Genomic DNA, 17,743 nt, shown 5'->3' on the forward strand with positions numbered 1-17,743 from the left:
CTCCCCGCATACTCGGTATCGGGGGAGCCTGACCTTCCGCGCGCTTCAGCCTGCCCGCGCCCGTCCACTCGCACCCGGCCCGCTAGGTTCGGAGCATGGACGTCACGCACCTTGTCGAGAGCGCACGCCGGAACGGGATCGAGCGGTTCGCCGTGGGCGCGATCGTCCACCGGGACGGCGAGATCCTGCTGCTCCGGCGGCGCACGGACGACACCTCGTACCCGGGCGCCGAGGACCTGCCCTCGGGCGGGGTGGACCCCGGTGAGAGCCTGCTGGAGGGCTTGGCGCGCGAGCTGGCCGAGGAGATCGGCATGAAGCCAGGCGTCCTCGGTCTGGAGCCCGGGCCCTTCGGACCGAACCCCGGACCGCTCGCGTTGGAACCGTTCGTCACCTGGTTCGACTACGACTCGCGGCGCGGCACGCGCAAGCGCCAGTTCACCTTCGCCCTGCCGTACGACGGCAGCGCGGTGGTCCTGTCCGAGGAGCACACCGGTTACCGCTGGGCTCCCGCCGAGGACTACGCGGCCAGCGATCTCACGCCCCAGGTGAAGCTCGCCGTCCGGGACTGGCTGGCGCTCTGAACCGCCCCGGAGCCCTTCCCGGGCTGGACTGAGCGCTCCCGGGAACGACAGCTCCCCGGAAAGAGCGAAACCGGGCGGCCCCCGTGGGAACCGCCCGGTCGTCGCGGGCGAGGTCGCGTATCCGGACCTCAGGCGCGTCCGGGCCCGTGGGCCCGGGATATCACGGACCTACTAGAAGTCCATGCCGCCCATGCCGCCGGTCGGGTCGCCGGCCGGGGCCGCCGCCTTCTCCGGCTTCTCGGCGATGACGGCCTCGGTGGTCAGGAACAGACCGGCGATGGAGCCGGCGTTCTGCACAGCCGAACGGGTGACCTTGGTCGGGTCGATGACGCCGTCCTTGAACAGGTCGGTGTACTCGCCGCTGGCGGCGTTCAGGCCGAACCCGGGCTCCAGGTTCTTGACCTTCTCCGCCACGACGCCGCCCTCGAGGCCGGCGTTGATGGCGATCTGCTTCAGCGGCTCGGCGATCGCGCGACGCACGATGTCGGCACCGATGGCCTCGTCGCCCTCGAGGTCCAGCTTCGCGAACGCGGGGACGCTGGCCTGCAGCAGCGCGACGCCACCGCCGGGCAGCATGCCCTCCTCGACCGCGGCCTTCGCGTTGCGGACGGCGTCCTCGATGCGGTGCTTGCGCTCCTTGAGCTCCACCTCGGTGGCGGCACCGGCCTTGATGACGGCCACGCCGCCGGCCAGACGCGCGAGGCGCTCCTGGAGCTTCTCGCGGTCGTAGTCGGAGTCGGTGCGCTCGATCTCGTTGCGGATCTCGTTGACGCGACCGGCGATGGTGGTGGCGTCACCGGCACCGTCGACGATGGTGGTCTCGTCCTTGGTGACGACGACCTTGCGCGCGCGGCCCAGCAGCTCGAGCTCGGTGTTCTCGAGCTTGAGGCCGACCTCCTCGGTGATGACCTGGCCGCCGGTCAGCACGGCGATGTCGGCGAGCTGGGCCTTGCGGCGGTCACCGAAGCCCGGGGCCTTGACGGCGACGGACTTGAAGGTGCCGCGGATCTTGTTGACCACGAGGGTCTGCAGGGCGCCGTCGGCGACGTCCTCGGCGATGACCATCAGCGGACGGCCGGACTGCAGGACCTTCTCAACAACGGGCAGGAACTCGTTGTTGTTGGAGATCTTGGAGTTGACGATGAGGATGTAGGGGTCCTCGAGGACCGTCTCCATGCGCTCAAGGTCGGTGGCGAAGTAGGGCGAGATGTAGCCCTTGTCGAAGCGCATGCCCTCGGCGAGCTCCAGCTCGAGCCCGAAGGTCTGCCCCTCCTCGACGGTGATGACGCCTTCCTTGCCGACCTTGTCCATCGCCTCGGCGATGGTGTCACCGATCTGGTTGTCACCAGCGGAGATGGAGGCGGTGGAGGCGATCTGCTCCTTGGTCTCGACCTCCTTGGAGAGGTTGCCGAGCTCCTCGTTGATGCGGGCCACGGCGGCTTCGATGCCGCGCTTGAGGCCGATCGGGTTGGCGCCGGCGGCGACGTTGCGCAGACCCTCGCGGACGAGTGCCTGGGCCAGGACGGTGGCGGTGGTCGTACCGTCACCGGCGACGTCGTCCGTCTTCTTGGCGACCTCCTTGACCAGCTCGGCCCCGATCTTCTCCCAGGGGTCCTCGAGCTCGATCTCCTTGGCGATGGAGACACCGTCGTTGGTGATCGTGGGGGCGCCCCACTTCTTCTCCAGCACGACGTTGCGGCCCTTCGGGCCGAGCGTGACCTTCACGGCGTCCGCGAGCTGGTTCATGCCACGCTCGAGGCCGCGACGGGCCTCCTCGTCGAACGCGATCAGTTTGGCTGCCATTGAGTTCTTGTCCTCCCGTGACCGGGCTGATACGCGATGGGACGAGGCATGCGCCCGCGACGGACGACCGTGCGCGCACCGGCAACCCTGCTGCCGGAGGCCCACGATCTCGCAGCCTCGCTCCGGCTTAGCACTCGGCAATGATGAGTGCTAACCACTCTTATTTTTAGCACTCGCCCATGGAGAGTGCAAACGATGTGGTCACGATTTCCACTCCCCGAAGAACGCCCGACACCTGCGTAAACGTCCCGTTTCCTGGAGGTTTGTGCGCTCGGCGAACAGCAGGGGTCCCCCAAGGGAGGCCGAGGGGCGCGGGTGCACACCCCTCAACTACCCCGCGGGCGCGCGGATACTCAGCTGCTCAGCCGACGCATGGAGCGCGCACCCAGCGCCAGCGCCAGTACGGCCATCCCGGCTGCCATGGCCCAGCCGAGCAGAACCGTGGTGTCCCAAGCACCACCGCTGAACAGCACCCGGGCCGCGTCCACCACGTGCGCCACCGGGTTGAACCGCGACAGCGTGTACAGCCACCCCGGCGCGAGCTCCATCGGCAGCAGCACGCCGGAGAGCAGCATCAGCGGCATGATCACGGTCTGGAGGACCGGCGCGAACACGTACGTCTGCTTGGCGGCCATCGCGGCCAGGTACGACAGCGTGGACAACCCGATCCCGAGGACCGCGAGCAGGGCGAAACCCGCGAGCGCCCCCAGCACCGTGGTCCGGAAACCGAACGGCACCACGAGCACGATGATCAGCAGCATTTGAACGAGGACGATGAGCACGTCCCGCAGGACCCGGCCGAGTAGCAGTGCCACCCGGCTGGTCGGGGTCGCCAGCATCCGTTCGTGCGCACCCGAGGCCATCTCCGGCAGCAGACCGAACCCGGCGAACCCGGCGGTGAACAGGGACAGCATGACCAGCAGACCGGGGACGAACCACTGCCAGGGGTTCTCGCCCTCGGCGCCCGCCAACCCGGTGAGCAGGGGCGCGAACAGCACCAGGTACAGCAGCGGCTGGAGCATCCCGAAGGCGACCAGGAACGGCCGGTACAGGATCGGGCGCATCTGGCGCGCGAAGACGGTTGCGGTGTCGCGCAGCATGCCCGCAAGTCCTCCGGTGGTCCGCTGGGGGTCTGCCCCGGTGCGGTCGACGGCGGTCACTGGTCCCCCTCGCGCAGGCTGCGGCCGGTCAGGGTCAGGAACACGTCGTCCAGGGTGGGCCGCTGCACCTGGACGGTGCGGAGGTCGAGGCCGGCGGCGTCGAGAGAGCGGAGCAGCTCCGGCAGGGCGGTGTCGCCGCGCTCCGTTCGGAAACGCACCTCAGGGGCGGCCCGGTCACGGATCTCGACCCCGCCGGGCGGCGAGGTCCGTTCGGCCACCTCGGCGGCGCCCTTGGCCTGGGCCTGGTCGGCGAAGCCGAGGGTGATGAGGTCGCCGGACACCCGGCTCTTGAGCTGGTCGGGGGTGCCGTCGGCGATCACCCGGCCGTGGTCGATGACCAGGACCCGTTCAGCTGTGGAGTCGGCCTCGTCCAGGTAGTGGGTGGTGAGGACGACCGTCGTCCCGTACTCCTCCCGCAACCGCGCGACGTGCTCCCACAGGTTGGCCCGGCTGTGCGGGTCGAGGCCGGTGGAGGGCTCGTCGAGGAACAGCAGTCCGGGCCGGTGGATCAGCCCCATCGCGATGTCGAGCCTGCGTCGCTGGCCACCGGAGAGCTTGGTGACCTCGCGCCCCGCGGCGGCGGAGAGGTCGAGCACCTCCAGCAGCTCCTCGGTACGGCTGCGTGCGGTGCGCCGGTCGAGCCCGTAGAGGATGCCTTGGGTGTAGAGCTCGTCGCGGGCGCGCTGGTCCTCCCCGGCACCGTGCCCCTGCCCGACGAACCCGATCCGGCGGCGCACCTCCGCGGGCTCGGTGCGTACGTCGCGCCCGGCGACGGTGGCCGCTCCCGACGTGGGTTCGAGCAGGGTGGTGAGCATGCGCAGGGTGGTGCTCTTTCCTGCACCGTTGGGACCGAGGAGCGCGACGAGCTCCCCCTCGGCCACGTCGATGTCGACGCCTCGCACGGCCTCGACGGTCTCCTTGCCGGCCCTGAAATGCCGGGTCAGCTCGCGTGTATGGATCATCGCCCTCTCCGTATTAAAACTTGAATACAGAGTCAGGATGCAGCACCCGGGTCAGATATTCAAGTTTTTATAAGCGGGTTGTTTGGCTACGCCCTACCCGGATTCCGACGGGCCTGAGCGGGCGGCGAACGCGGCACACCGGAGGTGGGAGATGTCGGCGGGCCCCGGCCGTGACCGCCATCAGTTGTCCACAGGGCCTGTTTTCGCGGGATCCCCGCCGGTAATCTCGAAAAGAGCTTTGCGCGCGTCCCCTGACCCCCCGGGCCGATGCCGTCCCTCGGATCGCGCAGGCGGGATCGTCACTCGAATCGAGGAGCCCCGCTATGACCAAGCCACGATTACACACCGGGCTGCGCCTGCTGGCCTCCACCGGAGCGTTGGCCCTGCTCACCGCGGGCGTGCTCACCGCACCGGGGCAGACCGCCGCCGCGGCCCCCGACACCGGCTATGGTGCCACCACCGCCCCGGCCGACTACGAGGGCATCGTCGGCCAGTTCAACATGTTCGGTTCGGTCGGCCACTACGGCCAGGCCGAAGACATCGTGTGGGCCATCGGTAGCAGCGTCCGCGACCGCGGGCCGCTGGCCCTGGCCCTGCAGGAGGTCTGCGAGAACCAGATCGAAGCCCTCGCCGACGACCTCAAGGGCTACGGGTACGTTTTCGAACCCGCCTGGGCCGAGCCGGCTGACTCCGCTGATCCGGACAACGCGAACAGGGAACCGGCCCGTTGCCGCGACGTACCCGGTGAAGGAGCGAAGGGAGAGGTGCCGCCCCGATACGGAAACGCGGTGCTCATCCAGGAGGGCCAAGGGTTCGGCACCCAGGGCGATGCCGAGGTCGGCCGGTTCGACCTGGGCTCCTTCCACGTCACTGAGTACCGGTCCATGGTGTGCACGTCGTCGGACGAACTGGCGATGGCCGTGTGCTCCACCCATCTGACCAACGGACCGAACAAGGAAGACGAGGTGGCCCGCGAAGGTGAGGTCCAAGAGGTCGCGGACCGGATCCGGGACAACTACGGTGCAGGGTCAGTGGTCCTCGGTGCCGACCTCAACATGGAGCCGAACGAGGCTTCCATGTCCTCCCTCTACCACCCGGACTACTACTCAACGCTGTTAGGGCCCGATGCCGGTCAGGGATACCTCCGCGAGCTCATGAGCGAGTGCGGCAACGAGATGAACTTCTTCTGTCGCGGGGGTGCTTCGACCTTCGGGGCGGTGCACGGTGGCACGGGCCAGCGCACCGGGGAGCCCGACCGCCAGTACGACTACCTGTTCGCCAGCCCGAACGTGCGGGTGACGGACAGCCGGGTCACCCAGCCCTCCCAGAACTGCGCCAACCCGGCGCACGGGGTGGAGCACGAGGATATCGGGTCCGGGCTGGCCTCGAACGAGTCCATCTCCTGCTCGGACCACGAGATGCTGTGGGCCCGAATCAGCGTCCACTCCCCGTAGGCCGCAGCTCGGCGGACGAGACGCATGGCGGGGGCCGCCCTCCTGGCCCCGCCACCGCCGTGGTCGACGGTTCGCGGCTGCCCAGCCGCGAACATACGTCCACGCGCGCTTGTGCACGCGGGCGGATGACCGCTCAGGCCGGAGGTAGTCCGAAGGCACGGGGATGGTCGTCGGCCATGACGTACTCCCCCGCTTCCAAGGAGTCGATGAGCTGCCGGGTCCAGGCGGCCTCGGTGGCGACCATGTGGTGCCCGAGCCGGAAGAGCTCGCGGACGTGCGGCGGCTTGCCCCACTCCGTGTCGGAGGCCCCGATGAACTCGGCGCACTCCTCGGCGTATTTCTCCAACCCGACGAGCCGCTCCGCCAGCAACTCGACCACCTCGGCGCGCGGCAGCCCGGTCATCAGGGTGACCCCGGCGGACAGCAGGGCGTAGTCCTTGCCGGCGTGGCTGAGCGCCCGGCGCATCAGCCGACGGAACTCGGCCTCACCGTCCTCGGTGATCGCGTAGGAGGTACGTCCGGCCTCCTCGTCTCCCTGCGCCACGAAATCCCGGATCTTCCCCTGCGCGGAGAGTTTGCGCAGCGCGTGGTAGATGGACCCCCACTTGGTGTTGGCCCACTCTTCGGCGCCCCAGTCCATGAGCTCGCGGCCCACCCGGTACCCGTGTGCCTGACCGTGGATCCGCACGACCCCTAGCACCAACAACCGTGTCGCCGACATCGCCACCCTCGTCCCGGAAGAATCCTCATCCCAGGCTACGAGGCTCCGGCCAGGGCCGGTCCGGGCACGAGAAAGGGGGCGGACGCCAGTGGCGTCCGCCCCCGCAGTTCACCCGGTCAGCAGCCTCCGGCCACGGCGGGGATGATCGAGACCTGCTGGCCGTCCTTGACCTCGGTCTGGAGGCCCTTCTCGAAGCGGACGTCCTCGTCACCGACGTACACGTTCACGAAACGGCGGACCTTGCCGTTGTCGTCGAGGATGCGGGCGCGAATACCCGGGTGGTTGGCCTCGAGGTCGTCGAGGATCTCGGCGAGGGTCGCGCCCTCGGCCTTCACCTCGGAGGCGTCGTCGGTGTAGGTGCGCAGGATGGTGGGCACGCGGACGCTGGCGCTCATGGTGTTCGTACTCCTGGGAAGTCGGTTCGGCGGGTGGTGGACGGGCACGGGGCCGGTCAGGCCAGGCCCTCGGCCTTGAAGGCGTCCAGGGACGGCTTGATCGTGGCGGTGACGCCCGAGTCGACGGCGTTCAGCGTCTTGAGCCCGTCGCCGGTGTTGACAATGACCGTCTCGGCCTCGGGGTCGAGCTTGCCCTCGCGGACCAGCTTCTGGAGGACACCCGTGGTCACACCGCCCGCGGTCTCGGCGAAGACGCCCTCGGTCCGGGCGAGGAGCTTGATCGCGTCGACGATCTGGTCGTCGTTGACGTGCTCGACCGAACCGCCGGTGCGCTCGGCGATGTCCAGCACGTACGGGCCGTCCGCCGGGTTGCCGATGGCCAGGGACTTGGCGATGGTGTCCGGCTTGACCGGCTGGATCACGTCGTGGCCGTCCTCCCAGGCCTTGGCGACCGGGGAGCAGCCGGTGGCCTGGGCACCGAACACCTTGTAGGGGCGGTCCTCGACCAGGCCGACCTTGACGAGCTCCTGGAAGCCCTTGTCGATCTTGGTGAGCTGGGAGCCGGAGGCGATCGGGATGACGATCTGCTCGGGCAGACGCCAGCCGAGCTGCTCGGCGATCTCGTAGGCCAGCGTCTTGGACCCCTCGGCGTAGTAGGGGCGCAGGTTGACGTTGGTGAAGCCCCAGCTCTCCCCCGCCTCGTCGCCGATGAGCTCGGAGCAGAAGCGGTTGACGTCGTCGTAGTTGCCGTCGATGGCCACGACCTTGCCGCCGTACACGGCGGCCATGACGACCTTGCCCTCCTCGAGCCCGGCCGGGATGAACACGCACGACTCAAACCCGGCGCGCGCGGCGGCCGCGCCGACAGCGCCGGCGAGGTTGCCGGTGGAGGAGCACGACAGCGTGGTGAAGCCGAAGGTGCGGGCCGCCTCCACGGCGATCGCGACGACGCGGTCCTTGAAGGAGTGCGTGGGGTTGGCCGAGTCGTCCTTGACGTGCAGGGACTTCAGGCCGAGTTCGGCAGCGAGGCGGTCCGCCCGGACCAGCGGGGTGAGGCCGGGGTTCATGTTCGGCAGCTCGGCCACGTTGGTGGGGACCGGAAGGAGGGAGCGGTAGCGCCAGATGTTGTTGGGGCCGCTCTCGATCTCCTCGCGGGTGACGCTGCCGAAGTCGTAGGCGATTTCCAGGGGCCCGAAACAGAACTGGCACGCGAAGATCGGCGCGAGTTCGTAGCGCTCGCCGCACTCCCTACAGGAGAGGGCGGTTCCCGGTCCGAAAGCGCGGACGGAGGTGGGTTCAGCGGCGGCGATCGCCATAGCGAGGCTTCTCCCCTCATCTTCCCTGGCGGCCACCTTGACCCCAGGCCGGAGTTGGCACCTGCCTCGGCGGGTTCGCACCTGACATCGCGAGTCCACATACCGAGATGGTTGCCGGGGCTTCGTCGGGCCGGTCCCTCCACCCCTCTGGATGAGCAATATGAAGTTGTCGCGTTGCCCTCGTTGGGGACGCACCGTCACTGTAACGGACGGGTTGACCGGTTTTCCATGCCGGGTGACCCGGATTACACCAACGGGCTCACATGCTGAGACGGGCGGGCCGTCCGGGCTGCTGAGCGGGCCGTAGTCCGGAACCGACGCACGGGTCCGTGTTGCGCCCGTGTGACGAGCTGTGCCGGTGGCCTCGGGCGGGTTTGGGGCGCCGGCCGGCAGGCGAGACCTATGGGAGCGCGTCGCGCCCGGCGCGCCCCCTTTGCACGCCGCCAGAGGCGGCACGGGCTCCGGACCGCACCGGTCGCGAGCCGTACGGCCCTCCCGTCCGCACCAACCACCCCATTCGCGCTTTCCCGAGAGGACGACCACGTGGACAAGGCCCAGATCCTCATTGCCTCCAACCGGGGCCCGGTCTCCTTCTCCACCGCCGACGACGGCTCCCTGGAGCACCGCCGGGGCGGTGGCGGCCTGGTCTCGGGGATGATCTCCGTAGCCAGCGAGATCGACAGCCTCTGGGTGTGCGCCGCCCTTTCCGAGCCCGACCGGCGGGCCGCCGCCGAAGCGCCGCAGGCCCGGTTGGACCGCGCCCACGATCTGGACGGCATGCGGGTTCACATGCTGGACATCCCGGAGGACACCTTCGCCGGCGCCTACACGGGTGTGGCCAATTCGACCCTGTGGTTCGTGCAGCACATGCTGTACGACACCCCGAACAAGCCCTCCTACGGCTCGGATTTCCGCAAGCTCTGGGAGGACTACACCGCGTACAACAACGCCTTCGCCGAAGCGCTGGTCAGCGGAGCCGCCGACAACGCGCGCGTGGCCGTGCAGGACTACCACCTGGCCTTGGTGCCGCGGATCCTGCGGGCGCGCCGCCCCGACCTGCGCATCGCGCACTTCTCGCACACCCCGTGGGCGCCACCGGAGTACTTCCGGATGCTGCCGACGCAGGTAGCCCGGGAGTTGTTGGAGGGCATGCTCGGCGCCGACCGGCTGGGTTTCCTGAGCCCGCGGTGGGCCGACGCGTTCCTGCGCTGCTGTGCCGAGATCCTGCGCGCCGACATCGACCTCGAACGGCGCACGGTGGAGCACGGGGGGCGTGTCGTCGAGGTGGGTGTGCACGCCCTGGGGGCTGACGAGGAAGGGCTCCGGGAGAGCGCCGCCGAGCCCGCGGTGGCGGCCCGGCGCGAGACGCTGCGCGAGGCCGTGGGCGACGCCCGCCTGATCGTGCGCGTGGACCGGACCGAGCTGTCCAAGAACATCGTGCGCGGCCTGGAGTCCTTCCGGGAGCTGCTGATGGCCCACCCGGAGTGGCGGGGCCGGGTCACCCACCTGGCGTTCGCCTACCCGAGCCGGGGTGACGTACCGGAGTACCGCGAGTACACGGATTCGGTGCTCCGGCTCGCGAAGGAGATCAACGAGGAGTTCGGTACCGCCGAGTGGACGCCGTTGGTGCTGGAGGTCAACGACGACTACCCGCGGTCGCTGGCCTCGTTCCAGATGGCCGACGTGCTGTTGGTGAACCCGATCCGGGACGGGATGAACCTGGTCGCCAAGGAGGGCCCCGTGCTCTCCGAGCAGGATTCCGTGCTGGTGCTGTCCCGTGAGGCGGGTGCGGCGGACGAGCTGGGTGCGGACGCTCTGCTGGTCAACCCCTACGACACCGTGGAGACCGCTGAGGCGCTGCACCGGGCGCTGACCATGCCGGAGGCGGAGCGCCGCAAGCGCCGGGACCGGCTGGCCGAGGCGGCTGTGGCGCTGCCGCCGCGCCGCTGGTTCCAGGACCAGTTGCGCTCGCTCGGGCTCCGTCCCTGAGCCGGGTTCCGCATTCCGGGCTCCGAGGGCCCGGAGCCCGGAATGCGGGGGTGGTGCGGGGGTTCAGCCCTCGGGGACGGTCTTCTTCCACCGGGCCTCGGCCTCGCTGAGGATTTCGGTGACGACGTCCGACTTGGCGTCCGCGTAGTCCTGGATCCTTTCCCAGGTGCGCTCGGCCAGTTCCCGCTTGACCTCGGTGTAGCGGTCGCGGGCCTCGGCGTTCGCGATGAGGTGGTCGCGGAAGAGCAGCATCCGGTCGACCTCTGCGCACCCCTCGGTGAACACGTGCAGGTTGAGGTTGATGTTGGGCCCGTCGAGAACCCGGTGCTCGTACCAGTCGGGCTCCCGGATGACCACGGAGTACCCGGCGGCTTCCAAGTCGGGTATGTAGGCGGGTTCGTCCGCGGAGTCCGCGACCGTCATGAGCAGGTCCACACAGGGCTTGGCGGCCAGGCCCGGCACCGCCGTGGAACCGACGTGGTCGAGGGACAGTACGCGGTCGCCGAGGGCTCCGCGGATCCGTGCGTCCTCCTGTTTGAACAGGTAGGGCCACTTGGGGTCGTGGTCGGAGATGCGCACACGGCCGTTCACCAGGTTGCGTGCCTGCGGGTCGGTTCCGGCCCGCTGTTCTCCTCGCGAGGGCAGAGAGGGTGTTTCAAGGGGCGACATTCAACAAAGCCTTGTCGCCTCCGGTGCAGGAGTCAAGACCGTCAACGTGCCTTACATATGCACGCGCACTTTTTCTGTGACCATCTGTTGACCAGGAATGACCGTATGCAACAGTTCGCCCGGAAGCTCCGTTCCCCGGGTCTCCCGCTCGTGTCAGGCCGGGGGCGACCCGAGCGAGAGCACCGGACATGCCCTAAGACTTGCGGCGGCGGCCGCCCTTCTTGCGCCTCGACGGGCGCTCCTCGGCCTTGGCCTGTTCGGCGCGCTCGGCGGCCAGCTGCTCGTCCTCCTCACGGCGCTCGGCATCGACCCCGTAGGGGTCGGTGCTGGTGCGGCGCACCCACAGCACCACCAGGAGCACTGCCAGGACGAGGACGACACCGGCCAGGGCGAACCAGAACCACACCGGCACGACCGCGGAGTCCTCCTCCACCAGCTCCTCGTCGATGAGCGGGATGTCCTGCGCCTCACCCGAGGCGTCACCGGCGGCGCTGGGCAGACTCAGGGAGGGCAGGCCCTCAGGGCCGTCCTGGGCGCCGTCGACCAGCGCCGCTCGGAGCTGGCCCGGGCTGAGCTGCGGGTACTCGGAGCTGAGGAGCGCGGCGGCCCCCGCGGTGACCGCGGCAGCGTAGGGGGTTCCGGTCACCTCGGTCGGACCCATGTCCAGCGCCGCGGTCTCCAGGTCACCGCCGGGGGCGACGAGTTCGATGAGCGACGCATCGGGCGAGTCCGGGATGAGCCCCCCGTTCTCGTCCACACCTCCCACCGGGAGGGCGTTCGGGTCCTCCTCGCCGCCGGCCGGCGCGACGACCAGGGCGCCGCTCCGAACCGCCTCCTCCGTGGCGTCCAGCTGGTCCTGGTCCTGCCCGACCTCGTCGGGCAGCAGGATGACCTGGGCTCCCTGGTCCGCGGCGTAGCGGACGGCGTCGGGCAGATCGTCTTCGGTGGGCAGTGCCAGCAGGTTGGCCTGCGGGGCGACTCCCAGTACGCCGCCGTCCGCGTCCATGCCGTGCCCGTGCGCCGCCACCAGGGCGGCCGCCGCGGTGCCCTGCTCCGTGTCGCCCCCGTTGTCGCCGAACTCGGTGTCGATCTCCAGGTTGTCCCGGAGGTCGGGGTGGTCCTCCTCCACCGAGGCCCCGGGCAGTGCCACGGTGATGCCGTGCCCCTGTGTGGACTCCCAGACCTCCTGTGCACCGATCGACTCCAGTGCCCACTGGGCTGGCCGGAAGTCGGGGATCTCGTCGGCGACGGCCGGAGCCGCCGTCAGGCCCAGTACGGTGAGCGCCGCACAGGCCCCCGCCGTGGTACCCAGAACATGGCGCGTGTGTTTCCTGTTACGGCTGTTGCCCCCGAGCACGACATGCTCCCTCGAACGTTGCGGTCGGCGTTCCGCCGGGCCCTCCCCCGGACCCTCGCAATTCTGTCATGAGCACAGGATTCAGGCTTGGACAAGTGACTTGGGGGCTAGGAAAGGCAACTGTATCCCCGGTGCCAGTCCTGAGTTATCCGCTCCTCATCCGGCATGTCGAGTCGCTAGCATGAGTCGCGCCGATCCGGACAAAACAATGACCCGTCCAGGGGGTGTCCCATGCCGAATATCGGTCCGTCGGAAGACGGCCAGGCGGCCCTCGCCGAACGCGAACAGCGCATCCTCGCCTTCGAACGCCAGTGGTGGAAGTTCGAAGGCTCCAAGGAACAGGCGATCCGTGACGAGTTCGGGTTCTCAGCGACCCGGTACTACCAACTCCTCAACGGTCTGGTCGAGCGCCCTGAGGCACTCGCCTTCGACCCCATGACCGTCAAACGTCTGCGCCGTCTGCGCGCCGACCGAAGGCGCCAACGCAACGCACGGCAGCTGGGTATCTACATCTGACCCTCCCGCCACGAGGCGTGTCGCCCGGGTCGATCCCCGCGTCCGCACACGCCACCCCCGCGCTCTCCCCGGCCACGACCACCGTCACCCCCGGATCCGACCGCGCGGCTTCCCTCCCGAACCAACGAGGTCCTCGCATGCCCCTGCACGAGCGAAACAGCCGCCCCGGGCCGAACGGCCCCGCCGAGCCCGGTACCCGCGCCGGGCGCGCCGGGCTCGACGCGCTGCTCACCGAACCCTCCGAAGCGCTGGCCGCCTTCGACTTCGACGGCACCCTCGCGCCCATCGTCGCCGACCCGCGTGCATCCGCACCCCAACCGGGGATCGTGGATGCGCTGGCCGAACTCGCGGAACTCGTGGGCTCGGTCGCGGTGATCACCGGCCGCCCCGCCGCCACCGCGGTGCGCCTCGGCGGACTGGACCGGGTACCGGGCATCGTCGTGCTCGGGCACTACGGTGCCGAGCGCTGGGCGGCCGGGCACGTCATCGCGGCCGAACCGCCGCCCGGTGTGGCCCTGGTCCGGGCCGAACTCCCCGGCCTGGTGGACTCCTCGGGAGCTCCGAAGGGCACGTGGATCGAGGACAAGGGCCGTTCGCTGGCCGTGCACACGCGGCGGGCCGATGACCCCGACAAGGCCTTGGCCCTGCTGTCGGGGCCCCTTGCGGAGCTGGCCGAGCGCGCCGACCTGAAGGTGGAACCCGGCCGGATGGTGATCGAGCTCCGTCCACAGGGTGTGGACAAGGGTGCCGCCCTCACCTCCCTGGTCCGGGAACGGTCGGCGCGCGGTGTCCTCTACGCCGGTGACGACCTGGGCGACCTGCCCGCCTTCCACGCGGTGACTGCGCTGCGGGAACAGGGTGTCCCCGGGTTCACCGTGTGCTCCTCCTCCGACGAGGTCACCGAGGTGGCGGGCGCCGCCGACCTGGTCGTGCACGGACCCGCCGGGCTGGCCGAGTACCTCGGTCAGCTCACGGCGACGATTCGTGGGCTTGGGGCGTGAGCGCCGAACGCGCGGCGGTGCGCAGGTCCACCAGCCCGGTCCGGTCGCGCCCGTAGTGCACGGCATTAGTGAGCACACCGACGTACCGGCCGCTCTCCGGGTGCATGAACAGGCTCGTCCCGGTGAACCCGTTGTGGTAGACGACCCCCTCCGGGGTGACCAGCCACCCGAGCCCCCTGGAGAGCCGCGCCCCGGCGTCCACCTGGGGTGACCAGCTCTCCCGCACGAACGAGCCGGGGACCGGCCCCTCGGACCCGCCCCCGTACAGGCGCAGCATCTCCCGGGCGAAGGCGCCCAGGTCGATGGCGGTGGTGAACGCCCCGGCGTGCCCGGCCACCCCGCCCATCAGCGCCGCGGCCTCGTCGTGCACCACACCCCAAGCGGGTGCGGCGCCGACCAGGCGGCGCTCCGTCGGTGCCACGCTGGGCGTACGCGCCAACGGCCCGAAGGTGGTGGCACGCATCCCCAGATCACTCCACAGGCCAGCGGCCAGCCGGTCCAAGCCCTTGCCGTACAGGCGCTCCAGGAGCAGCCCGAGCAGGATGAACCCGCGGTCGATGTACAGGTAGCCGGGCTCCTCCAACGGGTCGGCCAGGATCGCCTCGGCGAGATCCTGGTCGGTCCCCACATACCGTTCCATCCACGTCACCTGATTGAGGCGGCTCGTGTGCGTGAGGATCTGCCGGGCCGTCACCCAAGCACCCGGGAGACCGTCCGCCGGGAAGTATTCGGACATCGGGGCGTTCAGGTCCAGAATTCCTTCGGCGACCGCCCGACCGACCAAGGGCCAGGTCGCCATCACCTTCGTCAGACTCGCGACGTCGTAGGACACGTCCGGCGCCGTATCGTGCTCACCGTCGATCCGCCCGACCGCCACGAACTCCCACATGCCGCCGGTTCCGACCACGGCGGCCCCTCCCGGGACCCAGCCCGCGTCCACCAGCACCTTCAGGACTCCACGGATCTGCGCCCCAGTCTCCGTGAGCCAGTCACCATCACGCACAACACGCCTCCCCCCGAGCGGGCTCCTCCACCTTCTCGGCGGATACCCCGTTCGCTCCGGCTTGTCACACCCGCGCCGTCACCGCACAGTACGAAACCCGTGCAGGTGGCAGCCGTAACCGGGGCCCACGGGCGTGGCGGGAACCGGGCCGGTCCGCCCCGCTAGGCTTGCCGACAGCGAGTTCCGAGGAGGACGATGAGCAGCAAGACCCCCGTTCCCGCCGGTTTCGTCGGCATCGCCGGGAACATCGGGATCAAGGACCCCAAGGACGACTTCTTCACGGTGGTCTCCGAGGCCCCCGCGGTGGTGTCCGCCGTGTTCACCCAGTCCCGGTTCGCCGGGCCGAGCGTGCGCCTCAGCCGCGAGGCGGCGGCGGACGGCCGCGCCCGCGGGGTCGTGGTGATCGCCCGCAACGCCAACGTGGCGACCGGACAGATAGGCACCGACGACGCCCGGGAGGTCCAGGAGGGCGTGGCCCGCGCCGCTGGCGTGGGCCCGGAGGACATCCTGATCGCCTCCACCGGGGTCATCGGCCGCCCCTATCCGATGGACAAGGTCCGCGGATACCTGGCCGACCTGCCCAAGGAGTTCCCCGCCGCGGACCTGGACCGCTCCGCCGCGGCCATGATGACCACCGACACCGCGCCGAAGGTCGCCACCGCCAAGGTCGGCGACGCGACCCTCACCGGGATCGCCAAGGGCGTCGGCATGATCGAACCCAACATGGCGACCATGCTGACCTGGTTCTTCACCGACGCCGAACTCGAACAGCCGGCTCTGGACGCGGTGTTCCGCCGGGTCGTGGACAAGACCTTCAACGCCCTGAGCATCGACACCGACACCTCCACCAGCGACTCCGCGGCGGTCTTCGCCAACGGACTGGCCGGGCCGGTGGACGCCACCGAGTTCGAGGCCGCGCTGTACGAGGTGGCGCTCAAGCTGGTCCGGATGATCGCCTCCGACGGAGAGGGAGCGGGCAAGCTCATCGAGGTGCGGATGACCGGTGCCCGCGACGACGCGCAGGCCAAGCGCATCGGCAAGGCCGTGGTGAATTCGCCGCTGGTCAAGACCGCCGTGCACGGGGCCGACCCCAACTGGGGCCGGGTCGCGATGGCGGTGGGCAAGTGCTCGGACGAGACCGACGTCCAGCCGCAGAACGTGCGCATCGTGTTCGGGGACGTGGAGACCTTCCCGACCGAGGCCACCGACGAGACGCTGGAGCGCGCCTCCCAGCACATGAAGGGTGAAGAGGTGGTGATCAGCGTGGACCTGGGCATCGCCGACGGTGCGTTCACGGTCTACGGCTGCGACCTGACCGAGGGCTATATCCGGATCAACGCGGACTACACGACCTGAGCCCGGGCGCACCATGCGCTGACGCCCTGGTGGGCGTACCACTGGGGGCCTGCGATCAACACCGCTCTCTTCGTCTTGGGGCGGCCGTCTTGGGGCGGCCGTCTTGGGGCGGCCGTCTTGGGGGCGCCGTCTTCGGGCGGCCGTCTTCGGGCGCCGTCTTGGGGCGCTGTCTTCGGGCAGTCGGGGTTGCTCCGTTGGGGTGCCTGCTCTTGTGGCGGGGGTTCGCTCTCTGGGGTGGGGTTCCCTCCTTTCCCGCCGCCCGATTGTGGCCGTCTCCGCTACGCGCCTCAAGGTCGTCGCCATCGAGCGCTTCGCGCATCAACGGCGCTCCACCTTGACCCGCTCCGCTACGACGGCAGGTTGGCGGCTATCGGGAAAGGGGGACGGGTGGTTGAGGTCCGAGCGGTCCCGGCCTTCGGCCGGGAAACCCCGGTCGGCCTGGCGGCCGATGCCTGTCCCTGCGCCGGAGCGTTGACGGGTCGGGGGTCGCGGCTGGTCATTCTGAGCTGCAGACCCCTCGGCCTGGGGGCCGATGCCTGCCCCTGCGCCGGAGCGTTGACGGGTCGGGTGTCGCGGCTGGTCATGGTGTGCGGCGGACCCCTCGGCCTGGGGGCCGATGCCTGCCCCTGCGCCGGAGCGTTGACGGGTCGGGTGTCACGGCTGGTCATGGTGTGCGGCGAACCCCTCGGGAGGAGGCCGGGGAGCCAGGGCATCGGGGCGTGGGGCGGTAGGGCCTTGGCGGGCGGGGTTAGCGCTCCTCAGGTGTCGGGATGGGTGTGGAGGCTGGGTCGGGGTCGGCGTCCGAGTCCTTACCCTTGTTGTCATTTCCGCGGTTGCGGTGGGAGGGGCGGCCCTGCCAGATGGGCTGGTCGGGGTTGGTCTCCCGGCGGTACTTGAGCCGGTTGTGGTCTGAGCAGAGTGGCTGGATGTTGTCCGCGCTCGTGGACCCGCCGGCCGAGAAGCTCCTCTTGTGGTCGGCCTCTGAGTCGCTGGCCGGGGTGTTGCAGCCCTGGTACCAGGCGCAGGTGGTGTGCCCGAACATCCCCGCATCCCGCAGAGCACCCGTGGCGTTGCGCTGGGTACGGCCCACGTCCAACACCGTCTCCCCTTCGGGGGAGGTGATCATCCGACGCAGCACACTGTTGGGGGCCAGGGCACGGATCGCGGCCATGGAGACCACCTGCCCGTCCTGGGTCACCGCCGGACCCGCACCCACTTCCTGGTTCTGGAGGCCGAGGAAGGTGGGCAGGGGCACCATGATGTTGATCATCGCCACCGCAGCACGCTTGCGACCCGTGCCGCCCTTGCCCTTGCTGTCCTTGCCCTCCCCGGTACCGGCCTCGGCACCTTCGGCACCCTCAGCGCTCTCAGCGTCCCCGGCGCTCTCGCTGGGGTTGGTGGGGTGGGAGGCGGAGCGGACCAGGTTCATGAACGCGTCATACATCCGCTCGGAGGCCGAT

General features: G+C 69.8%; 16 protein-coding genes and 1 riboswitch. Of the genes, 6 read left to right on the top strand and 10 right to left on the bottom strand.

What is annotated here, in order from left to right:
• The first annotated feature begins 95 nt into the window (after positions 1–95).
• The gene (locus tag ACYVDG_RS27510) at positions 96–581 is read left to right on the top strand and encodes an NUDIX domain-containing protein (RefSeq protein ID WP_460760214.1); all 486 of its coding nucleotides are present in this window, start codon (positions 96–98) and stop codon (positions 579–581) included.
• A gap of 171 nt (positions 582–752) precedes the next feature.
• Here the strand turns inward: ACYVDG_RS27510 and groL are convergent, their stop codons facing one another.
• The 3 genes from groL to ACYVDG_RS27525 all read right to left on the bottom strand — a co-directional run bounded on the left by groL (position 753) and on the right by ACYVDG_RS27525 (position 4,506).
• Positions 753–2,384 carry a chaperonin GroEL gene (gene groL / locus ACYVDG_RS27515; RefSeq protein ID WP_460760218.1) on the bottom strand — a complete coding sequence of 544 codons (1,632 nt, stop codon included), beginning with the start codon at positions 2,382–2,384 and terminating at the stop codon, positions 753–755.
• 353 nt (positions 2,385–2,737) lie between these two features.
• Positions 2,738–3,544: an ABC transporter permease gene (locus ACYVDG_RS27520; RefSeq protein WP_460760222.1), complete on the bottom strand. Its 807-nt coding sequence runs from the start codon at positions 3,542–3,544 to the stop codon at positions 2,738–2,740.
• Positions 3,541–4,506, bottom strand: a complete 966-nt coding sequence (locus ACYVDG_RS27525; RefSeq protein WP_460760225.1) for an ATP-binding cassette domain-containing protein — start codon at positions 4,504–4,506, stop codon at positions 3,541–3,543. Before ACYVDG_RS27525 ends, ACYVDG_RS27520 begins: the two co-directional genes overlap by 4 nt.
• A 323-nt stretch (positions 4,507–4,829) precedes the next feature.
• Between ACYVDG_RS27525 and ACYVDG_RS27530 the strand changes: the two genes are divergently transcribed.
• Positions 4,830–5,960: an endonuclease/exonuclease/phosphatase family protein gene (locus ACYVDG_RS27530; protein ID WP_460760228.1), complete on the top strand. Its 1,131-nt coding sequence runs from the start codon at positions 4,830–4,832 to the stop codon at positions 5,958–5,960.
• Positions 5,961–6,093: 133 nt separating this feature from the next.
• Here ACYVDG_RS27530 and ACYVDG_RS27535 read toward each other — a convergent pair whose 3' ends face one another.
• The 3 genes from ACYVDG_RS27535 to thrC form a co-directional block, all read right to left on the bottom strand.
• Positions 6,094–6,681, bottom strand: coding sequence for a PadR family transcriptional regulator (locus ACYVDG_RS27535; protein ID WP_460760232.1), 588 nt, complete (start codon positions 6,679–6,681; stop codon positions 6,094–6,096).
• A 116-nt stretch (positions 6,682–6,797) separates the two neighbouring features.
• The gene (locus tag ACYVDG_RS27540; protein WP_460760235.1) at positions 6,798–7,076 is read right to left on the bottom strand and encodes a ubiquitin-like small modifier protein 1; all 279 of its coding nucleotides are present in this window, start codon (positions 7,074–7,076) and stop codon (positions 6,798–6,800) included.
• Positions 7,077–7,132: 56 nt separating this feature from the next.
• Complete coding sequence (gene thrC, locus ACYVDG_RS27545) at positions 7,133–8,392, bottom strand: threonine synthase (protein ID WP_460760238.1); 1,260 nt, start codon at positions 8,390–8,392, stop codon at positions 7,133–7,135.
• A gap of 13 nt (positions 8,393–8,405) precedes the next feature.
• A riboswitch (SAM riboswitch) is annotated at positions 8,406–8,550 on the bottom strand.
• 385 nt (positions 8,551–8,935) lie between these two features.
• Between thrC and ACYVDG_RS27550 the strand changes: the two genes are divergently transcribed.
• On the top strand, positions 8,936–10,381 hold the full coding sequence (locus tag ACYVDG_RS27550) for an alpha,alpha-trehalose-phosphate synthase (UDP-forming) (RefSeq protein ID WP_460760243.1): 1,446 nt from the start codon (positions 8,936–8,938) through the stop codon (positions 10,379–10,381).
• Positions 10,382–10,444: 63 nt separating this feature from the next.
• On the opposite strand, the gene ACYVDG_RS27555 is transcribed toward ACYVDG_RS27550, so the two are convergent.
• On the bottom strand, positions 10,445–11,050 hold the full coding sequence (locus ACYVDG_RS27555) for a GrpB family protein (protein ID WP_460760248.1): 606 nt from the start codon (positions 11,048–11,050) through the stop codon (positions 10,445–10,447).
• A 193-nt stretch (positions 11,051–11,243) separates the two neighbouring features.
• Positions 11,244–12,407, bottom strand: a complete 1,164-nt coding sequence (locus ACYVDG_RS27560; RefSeq protein ID WP_460760254.1) for a S8 family serine peptidase — start codon at positions 12,405–12,407, stop codon at positions 11,244–11,246.
• Between the two features lie 231 nt (positions 12,408–12,638).
• Between ACYVDG_RS27560 and ACYVDG_RS27565 the strand changes: the two genes are divergently transcribed.
• Positions 12,639–12,923, top strand: a complete 285-nt coding sequence (locus ACYVDG_RS27565; RefSeq protein ID WP_460760259.1) for a DUF3263 domain-containing protein — start codon at positions 12,639–12,641, stop codon at positions 12,921–12,923.
• A 137-nt stretch (positions 12,924–13,060) separates the two neighbouring features.
• Positions 13,061–13,924: a trehalose-phosphatase gene (otsB, locus tag ACYVDG_RS27570; protein WP_460760262.1), complete on the top strand. Its 864-nt coding sequence runs from the start codon at positions 13,061–13,063 to the stop codon at positions 13,922–13,924.
• Here otsB and ACYVDG_RS27575 read toward each other — a convergent pair.
• The gene (locus tag ACYVDG_RS27575; RefSeq protein WP_460760267.1) at positions 13,893–14,927 is read right to left on the bottom strand and encodes a serine hydrolase domain-containing protein; all 1,035 of its coding nucleotides are present in this window, start codon (positions 14,925–14,927) and stop codon (positions 13,893–13,895) included. The two genes, otsB and ACYVDG_RS27575, sit on opposite strands and share 32 nt — an antisense overlap.
• Positions 14,928–15,122: 195 nt before the next feature.
• On the opposite strand from ACYVDG_RS27575, the gene argJ reads away from it, so the two are divergent.
• Complete coding sequence (gene argJ, locus ACYVDG_RS27580; RefSeq protein ID WP_460760271.1) at positions 15,123–16,283, top strand: bifunctional glutamate N-acetyltransferase/amino-acid acetyltransferase ArgJ; 1,161 nt, start codon at positions 15,123–15,125, stop codon at positions 16,281–16,283.
• A gap of 748 nt (positions 16,284–17,031) precedes the next feature.
• Here argJ and ACYVDG_RS27585 read toward each other — a convergent pair.
• Positions 17,032–17,743, bottom strand: a 712-nt coding sequence (locus tag ACYVDG_RS27585) for an HNH endonuclease signature motif containing protein (RefSeq protein WP_460760276.1), incomplete at its 5' end; no start/stop codon positions are given.

Source organism: Nocardiopsis oceani (assembly GCF_054777395.1).

Coding starts and splice junctions, on each gene's coding strand:
- ACYVDG_RS27510 (WP_460760214.1), top strand. CDS start 96: ATGGACGTCACGCACCTTGTCGAGAGCGCACGCCGGAACGGGATCGAG.
- groL (WP_460760218.1), bottom strand. CDS start 2,384: ATGGCAGCCAAACTGATCGCGTTCGACGAGGAGGCCCGTCGCGGCCTC.
- ACYVDG_RS27525 (WP_460760225.1), bottom strand. CDS start 4,506: ATGATCCATACACGCGAGCTGACCCGGCATTTCAGGGCCGGCAAGGAG.
- ACYVDG_RS27530 (WP_460760228.1), top strand. CDS start 4,830: ATGACCAAGCCACGATTACACACCGGGCTGCGCCTGCTGGCCTCCACC.
- ACYVDG_RS27535 (WP_460760232.1), bottom strand. CDS start 6,681: ATGTCGGCGACACGGTTGTTGGTGCTAGGGGTCGTGCGGATCCACGGT.
- ACYVDG_RS27540 (WP_460760235.1), bottom strand. CDS start 7,076: ATGAGCGCCAGCGTCCGCGTGCCCACCATCCTGCGCACCTACACCGAC.
- thrC (WP_460760238.1), bottom strand. CDS start 8,392: ATGGCGATCGCCGCCGCTGAACCCACCTCCGTCCGCGCTTTCGGACCG.
- ACYVDG_RS27555 (WP_460760248.1), bottom strand. CDS start 11,050: ATGTCGCCCCTTGAAACACCCTCTCTGCCCTCGCGAGGAGAACAGCGG.
- ACYVDG_RS27565 (WP_460760259.1), top strand. CDS start 12,639: ATGCCGAATATCGGTCCGTCGGAAGACGGCCAGGCGGCCCTCGCCGAA.
- otsB (WP_460760262.1), top strand. CDS start 13,061: ATGCCCCTGCACGAGCGAAACAGCCGCCCCGGGCCGAACGGCCCCGCC.
- argJ (WP_460760271.1), top strand. CDS start 15,123: ATGAGCAGCAAGACCCCCGTTCCCGCCGGTTTCGTCGGCATCGCCGGG.